An 8,748-nucleotide genomic window follows, 5' to 3' on the forward strand; every position below is an offset into this window, starting at 1 on the left:
TCCGCCATGATCCACCGCATCCTGATCGCGTCTGTTTTCGCCCTGTCGCTGTGCGGCGCCATGGGACGGCCCGCCCTGGCGCAGGCCACGACCGAGACGGCGGCCGCCGCCGTGCGCCAGGTCGAGCTGACGGCCCCCGACGGGCGCGCCATCACCGTCAATGTCTGGCCGGCGACGGACGAACGCGCGGTCATCGTCTTCAGCCATGGCTGGAACAGCGACCCGGCGCGCTATCATCGCATCATCGACGCCTGGACCGCCCAGGGCTTCACCGTGGTGGCGCCCCTGCACCTGGATTCTCTTCTGCATCCCCGTCACGCCGAGGCGGACGAACGCAGCGCCTTCATCACGCGGATCGTCGATCTGGCCGTGGTGCGCGGCCATGTTCAAGCCAGCCATCCGGGCAAGCCGCTGATCGCGGCGGGTCATTCGTTCGGCTCGCTTAACGCCCTGATGTCGGCCGGCGCCGTCACATTGGCAGGGCCGCAGGGCGATCCGGCGATCAAGGCGGTCGTCGCCCTGTCGTCGCCCGGCCTGATCCCGGGCGTGGTCAGTCCGGCCGCCTTTGCGACGGTATCCACGCCGGTGCTGATGGTGACGGGCGACGCCGATCTGGTGCCGGGTTTCGTCACCGATCCGCGCGACCACCGCGCGGCCTTCGAAGCCAGCCCCGCCGGCGACAAGATGCTGATCACCGTCGCGGGCGGCGATCACAGCCTGGTGGGCAACGCCCAGGCCGACGATTTCGCACTGATCGCCGCCACGACGATAGATTTCATGCGCGCCTATGCCCTGGATGATGCGGCGGCGCGGACCCGTCTGGACGCCCTGGCCGCGCCCGACGGCGTGACCATAGAACGGCGCTGAGACCATGAAACTCTACATCACCACCCCCTCCCCCTATGCCCGCAAATGCCGGATCGTGGCACGTGAGCGGGGGCTGGCGGATCAGGTGCAGGAGGTGGTGGTCGATCTGTACGGCGCGGCGCCCGAACTGGCGGCCGTGGCCCCCATCGACCAGGTTCCGGTCCTGATCGCGCGCGACGGCCTGCCGATCACCGACAGTCCGCTAATTTGCGAATATCTGGACGGACTGGGCGACGGGCCGGGGCTGATCCCCATGGCGGGGCCGGAACGTCTGGCCGTGCGGCGGATCGAGACCCTGGGCCAGGGCGCGCTGGAGATGGGCGTCAAATGGGTGCTGGAGAAGCGCCGCCCCGAAAGCGAACAGTCGCCGAGCTGGATGGCCCGCTGGCGCGACCGCCTGGGCCGGTCGCTGGATGCGCTGGAGGCCGCGGACCTGTCGGCCGAGCGGCTGGACATCGGCGTCATCACCGCCGGCTGCGTACTGACCTGGACAGACTTCCGCCACCCGGAGTTCGACTGGCGCGCCGGGCGGCCGAAACTGGTCGCGCTTCAGGCCGCGCTGGAGGCCCGGCCCAGTTTCGCCGCCACCCGGCCGGATGCGGCCTAAAGCAGCCCGCTGATCTGCAACCCCTGGAAGGCGGCCAGGACGATCAGCAGCCCGCCCACCGCATAGGTCAGCGCCCGGCGCGGCACACGCTTGACGATCCAGCCGGCGAACGGCGCCGCGATCAGGCCGCCGACCACCAGGCCCGCCACCGCCGCGCCATGGTTCTGAAGCGCCCCCGCCTCTTCCCAGTGGCCGGTCACCAGGCTCCAGACAAAGGTGGCCGATATGGCCACGGTCAGCAGGAATTCGGCCGTATTGACCGTGCCTATGGCGCGGCGCGGCTCGACCCCCGATCCGACCATGGCCGAGGACACCGTCGGTCCCCAGCCGCCGCCGCCGATGGCGTCCAGGAAGCCGCCGACGATCCCCATCGGTCCGGTCATCCACGAGGGCAGGCGGCGCGGCTGCACATCATGGCCCGCCCGCCACAGGATCCAGATCCCGACCAGGGCCAGATAGGCGACGACGAACGGCTTGATTACATCCCCGTCGATGCCGGCCAGCACATAGGCGCCCAGCACCCCGCCGATGATCCCGGCCACGACCAGAGGCCGGAACAGGCGCCAGTCGACATTCTTGTGCGCCACATGGCTGGTGGCCGAGGCGGCGGTGGTGAAGACCTCGGCGGCGTGAACGCTGGCCGAGGCCATGGCCGGCGGCACACCGAAGGCCAGCAGCACCGAAGACGAAATGACGCCATAGGCCATGCCCAGGGCGCCATCGACGGCCTGGGCCACCACCCCGACCGCCAAAAACAGAAAGAAGACCTCCAAACGCATCCCCTGGATCACGCGGCGCGGGGAGGCGCCGCCGTCCTAACAATGGCCCGGATACGGCTGAGGTTGCGATCACAGGTTCGACACCGGCGCAGCGGGTCGTTAGGAAGCGCCTTCCATCTTTCAGGATTTGCGACTTGCGACTGCCCCAGGCCCGGCTCGATCAAGTGCTCGACCGCTTCCACCAGGTGGAGGCGCGCATGGGCGCGGCCAGCGACGGGGCCGAGATCGTGCGCCTGTCGAAAGAACACGCCGAGCTGAAGCCGGTGGCCGACGCCGTCAACGGCCTGGCCCGCGCCCGCGCCGAGATGACCGATCTGGAGGCCATGGCCGCCGATCCCGACATGGCCGAAATGGCGGCCGAGGAGCTGGAAGCCCTGAAGGCCCGGCTGCCCGACCTGGAACGCGAAGTAGCCCTGCTTCTGGCCCCGCGCGACGCCGACGAGAACGCCAGCGCCGTGCTGGAGGTGCGGGCCGGAACCGGCGGGGACGAGGCGGCCCTGTTCGCCGGCGACCTGTTCCGCATGTATTCGCGTTACGCCTCGACGCGCGGCTGGCGGGTCGAGGTCGACAGCATCTCGGAAGGCGACGCCGGCGGCTATAAGGAGATCATCGCCACCGTCACCGGCGACGGCGTGTTCGGCCGGTTGAAGTTCGAAAGCGGCGTGCACCGGGTCCAGCGCGTGCCGGTGACCGAGGCGGGCGGGCGCATCCACACCTCGGCCGCCACCGTCGCCGTCCTGCCCGAGGTCGAGGATGTCGAGATCGAGATCCACGACAAGGACATCCGCATCGACACCTTCCGCGCGTCGGGATCGGGCGGCCAGCACGTCAACAAGACGGATTCGGCCGTGCGCATCACCCACCTGCCGACCGGCATCGTCACCACCAGCTCGGAGAAATCCCAGCATGTAAACCGGGACAAGGCGATGAAGGCCCTGCGCATCCGGCTCTATGACCAGCAGCGTCAGGCCAAGGACGCGGCCCGGTCCGACGCCCGCAAGAGCCAGGTGGGATCGGGCGATCGGTCCGAACGCATCCGCACCTACAACTTCCCGCAAGGGCGGGTGACCGACCACCGTATCGGCCTGACCCTGCATAGTCTGCCCCAGGTGCTGGAGGGCGAGTTGGACCCCCTGCTGAACGCCCTGATCGCCGAGGACCAGGCGGCGCGCCTGGCGGATCTGGAGGCGGAGTTCGGGTAATTCTGGAACAGCGTTCGTTGTCGAATTGACATCTGGGATCGCAGAGCCATTGTCGGCGGCCGGATCGGGGAATTTTGAAATGAACGGCTTTAGACTGGTCTTTGCGGCCGCCATGGTTTGTGGCCTGCTGACGGCGACGACCGCCACCGCTGCGCCGATCACCTACACCTATTCTGGAGAAGGCTCGGGAACCGTCAACGGCACGCCATTCGCCAACCAAGCCTACACCTTCACGCTTCAGGGTGACACCGCCGCCACGACGGGCGGGGGCACGGTCAATCCGATCACCAGCGGCACGGTGACCATTGCCGGCACGGCCTGTTCCGGCGGTTGCGCCCTGACCTCTCCCGCCCTGTATGAGATGCGTTCAGACTTCGGCGGCGGCGGCGGCGGCGGGGTGATCGGCATCGGGGTGATCGGCTCTCCCTCGGTCGGCCTGAATGAATCGCTATTCACCCCCACAGCTCCAGGCATCGATCTGGCGTTGCCCACGGGACTTCTGACGGCCGACAACACCAACGGCTATGCGCCCTATGCGAGTTTCGCCACCTCGGCCGGGCCGGTGCAGATCACGGCCAACACCGGTCCCTTTCCCACCTTCTCCTCCGCCCTGGCCGCGCCGGTCGCCGTCGTACCCACCTTGTCGGAATGGGCCATGATCCTGTTCGGCCTGATCCTGGCCGGCGGCGCCGCCCTCATGATCCAGCGCCGCCGCGCCGCCTGAAATCAGCGCGGCCGCGTTCGACGTTTCAACAGCCGGTCCGACAGGGCCTCGGCGTGGCGCATGGTGAAGGCCAGGGCGGCGGGGTTGCCCCGGCGCGGTCCCACGGTGTCGGCCACCACCGCGCCGCGTTCGCCCAGGGCCGCCGGTTCGCCCGTGGTGGTGTCCATCGCCGTCTGATGCTCGATCTCGGCGTTCAGCTCGGCCCCCATCAGCACGATCTGCACCGACAGCCAGGTCCACAGCAGAAAGCCCATCATCGCCGCCAGCGGCCCGTATGAGGCCGTGCGCACAAAGGTCTGCAGATACCAGCTGAAGGCCAGCGACAGGCCTACGCTGAGCAAGGCCGCCAGGATCGCGCCAGGCGTCAGCCAGCGCCAGCGCGCCTTGGCCCGGCACGGCCCAAACCGATAGGCTGCCGTCAGCGCCGCCCCATAGGCCAGCAGCAGCAGGGGCCAGCGCAACGGCGCCAGATGCGCCCATTCCTCGGCCAGGCCCAGCACGCCCAGCACCACCGGAACCCCGACCACCAGGGCGGCGGCGACCAGAACCCCGACCAGGCCCGAGATGGTGAAGCCCATGCACAGCAGGTTGTAGCGCACGATATTGCGTCGCTCGACCTCGTGATAGGCGACATTCAGCCCGTAAAACAGCATCTTGACCGCCCCGTTGGCCGTCCACAGCGACAGCAGCAGGGTCCAGACCAGGGTGAAGGTCAAGACGCCGGTCGAATCCTGGGCCAGGCGCTGCATCTCGCCGCCGATGAAGTCGGCCACCCCGGGCGGCAGCACCCCATAGAGGAAATACAGCCGCTGGGCCGCGTCGGTCGGATCGGCGAACAGGCCATAGATGGTCACCAGGGCGGCCAGGGTCGGGAACAGCGACAGCAGCACGAAGAAGGTCACGCCCCCGGCCACGAAGCCGACCCGGTCGCCGAAATAGCTGGCGCCCCAGCGCCACAGGATGTCGGTCCAGCCCTTGCGCGGGATCTGTTCCGGCCGGGTGGCCAGGCGGCCGCGCCCCGGTTCGCGGGCGTCGAAATCCTGGGGCGTCGGGGCGGGCGGCGGTTCCGGCTCGGGCCGCACGGCGCGCAGGTCCAGACCGACCCGATGGCCATGGCGATAGGCCAGGTGCGCCGCCCCCGCCCCGGCCGCCAGTCCGCCCGCCACGGCGGCGATCCAGGCCCACGGCCCGACGGCGTTTCCCGGCTTTGATTTCGACATCATCCCCCGCATCGCCTGCAGAACGGCCGCCGGCGCGCGGCGTTCCGCTTGAAATCCGTCGCCCGGCGCGCCAAGTCGCCCGGATGACCGACACCCCGACCCTACTGACCGCCTGGAAGACAGCGCAAGCCAAGCTGAAAGCCGTCGGCATCGACAGCCCGTCGATCGACGCGCGCGTTCTGCTGGAGGCCGCCACCGGCGCCAGCCGCACCGACATCCTGACCGACCCCTATCGCGCCGTGACGCCGGACCAGCAGGCGGCGCTGGACGCCTATGTCGAACGCCGCCTGAAGCGCGAGCCGGCCTCGCGCATCCTGGGCCGCAAGGGGTTCTGGAAGATCATGCTGAACGTCAGCCCCGATGTGCTCAGCCCCCGGCCGGACACCGAGGCGATCCTGGACGTCGCCCTGCTGCACTACCCCCCGCATGAGGCGTTCAGCGTGCTGGACCTGGGCACCGGGTCGGGCGCCATTCTTCTGGCCATCCTGGCCGAGCGGGCCGGGGCGCGCGGCCTGGGCACGGACATTTCGACCGAGGCCCTGGCGGTCGCGCGCGACAACGCCGCCAGCCTGGGGCTGGACGGGCGCTGCGACTTCCTGCGCACCGAATGGGCGACGGGGCTGGCGGACCACAGCTTCGACCTGGTGGTGTCGAACCCACCCTATATCCCCAGTGGCGACATCCCCGGCCTGGACCCCGAGGTGCGCGACCACGACCCGCACCTGGCGCTGGACGGCGGGCCGGACGGCCTGACCGCCTATCGCGACCTGGCGCCCCAGATCGCCCGCGTCATGAAGCCCGGCGGCCTCTTCGCCGTCGAAATCGGCTGGGACCAGGGCCCGGCGGTCAGCGCCCTGTTCCGCGAGGCGGGCTTTGACGATGTGAAGATCATCAAGGATCTGTCTGACCGCGACCGCGTGGTCACCAACGGCCCCGACCCCCGCACCAATCCGATCCCCAAGATGTAGCGGGCGCCGCGTCGCCGCTTGCGGCCGGGCGAACAAGGGTGTGGGGTGCAGGACCGGCCACGGAGACGCCCATGCCCCGCTATCTCGCCCTGTTCACCATGGACAAGACCGGCCCCAAATTCCGGGCCTGGAAAGCCATGACCGAGGGGCAGCAGGCGGCGACGGCCGAAACCGGCGTGGCGGCGATCAAGGCGTGGGAGGCGTCACACGCCGACGCCATCCTGTACGCGGGCGGCCCGCTGGGCCCGACGAAACGGATCGACGACGCGGGGGCGGTGACGGACGTGGTCAACCTGCTGACCGTCTTCATGGTGGTGCAGGCCGACAGCCACGAAGCGGCGGTCCGGCTGTTTGACGGCCACCCGCACATGGCGATCTTCCCCTGCGAAGGGGTGGAGGTGATGCCGGTGTTGGGGGATGTGGAGTGATGGCTGGTGCATCGCCGGAGCATATTAGCCGATGCCGCGACGCAGGCTATTTTAGTGGCCAAGCTTTCACCGCGAGCTGAGCCAACAGCACCTGCCTCTTGATAATCTCCTCGGGCGTCCATTCATCAACGCTTCCGATCATCGAAGTTGTTGTTAGAGGCGATTTCGCGAAAGCAGCCTTCTTATCGCCGAACGCAGAGCTCTTCAGATCGGAGTTATCCTTCGCTATCATGAGCGCCATGTTACCCATGCGTTTCGAGTAGGTCTTGACGGCTTCCTCGTCGTAGGATGGCCAGTTATCCATAGGCTTAAGCGGTAGAACGTGTTCAAGATTTATGACGTCTGTGTCGTCATTAGGAATCATCCACGCGTCTTGGTCGCCAGAGCTGCTCATCTCAATCGAGCGGAGATAGTATCGGGCAAATTTAGCTTGGCTCACGGTCGCAACCTCGAACGCCTGTCGGAACAGGTCGTCTGACGGAATGATGGGGGCGAGCAGCGAAGCGAGGTCTTTCGCAGTCTGAATATCCCCATCGAAAATTTGCTTGGCTGCGCGAGCAAGCGGCTGCTCCACCGAACCAGAACGAGTGGTCGAGGCGATGATCAGCCTTACCGCATAAGCAACCAGACGCTCATACGCCAAGGCAGTCTCTTTAACAGTGAAGCGCCTAGCGATGGCTAGCATAAGGGGCCTAAAGGGCTTCAAGTCAAAGAGCTGCAGAACCTTGAGAGACGCGCGAACCTTGGATGGATATTCGTTCCACTTCTCGCTCTGCGGGCTGGCAATAGCAACATAATCATTTGCAAGAGACTCTAGCTCGGTAACAAAATTCACCGATGACTGAGCCCCCTTAACCGAAGACTGTACCCGCTCGTAAACATCCGTTTCCTTAAGGTAACCATTCATTGCAATCAGCGATTGTCGGAGGAATGTCATCGTTATGTCTTCCTCATCAAGAGTTTCAAGAGCGCCTTTTACATAAGACCAGAGTTGTTGAACCTCAGCAAGGCGAGCAGCAGACTGACCAAATATATAGTTTTTCACCAAATCAGACTGCGAAACCTTCAATCCCCTGTCGTTAAGCGTCTCAAACATCTTAAACGCGTTGACGTCGTCTGGTACCTTGAGCAAGATGACGCGCGCGTTGAACTCGATGTATTTCATCCACCGCAAAAACGCTTTGGTACGGTCTGCTTCGCTGAACGGCTTTGCCACAGCCATCATCTGAACCTTGGACAAGCCATAGGCGGTCACCAGACGGGTATGGGAGTCGCGGTTAGGCAGCGCGCTTTGACTTTTTCCATGCAGAAGCAGCTCATGAAAAATAGCTGAATCGGCCGCGTTCAGCGTCATTTTTGGTGAGTCCTCGAGCGTTTCCGTGTCCACGTCAGTCAAGAAAGCATCGAGCGCTTTGGGAAGATTATCGCTTCCTTGGAGAGATATCTGGCGCATGGCGGCCAGAACTAGCGCTGTCGTGGCCAAGCGTTGCTGACCATCAACGACCTCAAGGACGCCATTAGCCCTAGGAATTGTAACGAGCGTGCCCAAGAAATGTTGAGGCTCATCATCGTTGATCGCCGCCGCCAGGTCTTCAAGAAGATTTTGAACCTCCTTTTTTTCCCAAGCGTAGTCCCGCTGATTTGGCGGAACCAACAGACGGTACCGCTTCAAAACTGCTCCCAAGCCGAGTTGCTCGAAGCCGATTTCCGATTGAACCTTAGCCATTCACCGCCTCAGAACTTCCACCGTTTGGAAACAGCATCGCCCTTAATGCACCCGCGCCTTCCCGATCTCCAGCCCGTCCCCGCCCGCTGACACGGCGATGACCGCGCCGTCCTCGATCTCGCCGGCGAGGAGCTTGCGGGCGATGGGGTCGACCAGATCCTTCTGGATCACCCGCTTCAGCGGCCGGGCGCCGTAGACGGGGTCGTAGCCGCGGTCGGCCAGCCAGG

The 8,748-nt window shown here is 65.9% G+C and carries 10 protein-coding genes; 6 read left to right on the forward strand and 4 right to left on the reverse strand.

Features of this window, described 5'->3' with window-relative positions:
* Positions 1–6: 6 nt before the first annotated feature.
* Entirely contained in the window at positions 7–867 is an 861-nt protein-coding gene (locus tag Q0581_RS13080; RefSeq protein ID WP_298700893.1) for an alpha/beta hydrolase, read from the forward strand.
* A gap of 4 nt (positions 868–871) precedes the next feature.
* Positions 872–1,474: a glutathione S-transferase N-terminal domain-containing protein gene (locus Q0581_RS13085; RefSeq protein ID WP_298700894.1), complete on the forward strand. Its 603-nt coding sequence runs from the start codon at positions 872–874 to the stop codon at positions 1,472–1,474.
* Here the strand turns inward: Q0581_RS13085 and Q0581_RS13090 are convergent.
* Positions 1,471–2,253 (reverse strand): sulfite exporter TauE/SafE family protein, encoded by a 783-nt coding sequence (locus tag Q0581_RS13090; RefSeq protein WP_298700895.1) that lies wholly within the window; start codon positions 2,251–2,253, stop codon positions 1,471–1,473. The two genes, Q0581_RS13085 and Q0581_RS13090, sit on opposite strands and share 4 nt — an antisense overlap.
* Before the next feature lie 134 nt (positions 2,254–2,387).
* On the opposite strand from Q0581_RS13090, the gene prfA reads away from it, so the two are divergent.
* Positions 2,388–3,455 (forward strand): peptide chain release factor 1, encoded by a 1,068-nt coding sequence (gene prfA / locus Q0581_RS13095; RefSeq protein ID WP_298700896.1) that lies wholly within the window; start codon positions 2,388–2,390, stop codon positions 3,453–3,455.
* Between the two features lie 79 nt (positions 3,456–3,534).
* A complete protein-coding gene (locus Q0581_RS13100) occupies positions 3,535–4,179 on the forward strand; it encodes an IPTL-CTERM sorting domain-containing protein (RefSeq protein ID WP_298700897.1) in 645 nt (214 codons plus the stop codon).
* A 2-nt stretch (positions 4,180–4,181) separates the two neighbouring features.
* Here the strand turns inward: Q0581_RS13100 and Q0581_RS13105 are convergent, their stop codons facing one another.
* Entirely contained in the window at positions 4,182–5,399 is a 1,218-nt protein-coding gene (locus Q0581_RS13105) for a YihY/virulence factor BrkB family protein (RefSeq protein ID WP_298700898.1), read from the reverse strand.
* 83 nt (positions 5,400–5,482) lie between these two features.
* On the opposite strand from Q0581_RS13105, the gene prmC reads away from it, so the two are divergent.
* Positions 5,483–6,367 carry a peptide chain release factor N(5)-glutamine methyltransferase gene (gene prmC, locus Q0581_RS13110; protein ID WP_298700899.1) on the forward strand — a complete coding sequence of 295 codons (885 nt, stop codon included), beginning with the start codon at positions 5,483–5,485 and terminating at the stop codon, positions 6,365–6,367.
* A 71-nt stretch (positions 6,368–6,438) separates the two neighbouring features.
* Positions 6,439–6,795 (forward strand): hypothetical protein, encoded by a 357-nt coding sequence (locus Q0581_RS13115; RefSeq protein WP_298700900.1) that lies wholly within the window; start codon positions 6,439–6,441, stop codon positions 6,793–6,795.
* Positions 6,796–6,841: 46 nt separating this feature from the next.
* On the opposite strand, the gene Q0581_RS13120 is transcribed toward Q0581_RS13115, so the two are convergent.
* On the reverse strand, positions 6,842–8,521 hold the full coding sequence (locus tag Q0581_RS13120; protein WP_298700901.1) for a DUF262 domain-containing HNH endonuclease family protein: 1,680 nt from the start codon (positions 8,519–8,521) through the stop codon (positions 6,842–6,844).
* 42 nt (positions 8,522–8,563) lie between these two features.
* On the reverse strand, positions 8,564–8,748 hold a 185-nt coding region (locus Q0581_RS13125; protein ID WP_298700902.1), incomplete at its 5' end, for a hypothetical protein.

Source organism: uncultured Brevundimonas sp., assembly GCF_937863155.1.
Taxonomy (GTDB): domain Bacteria; phylum Pseudomonadota; class Alphaproteobacteria; order Caulobacterales; family Caulobacteraceae; genus Brevundimonas.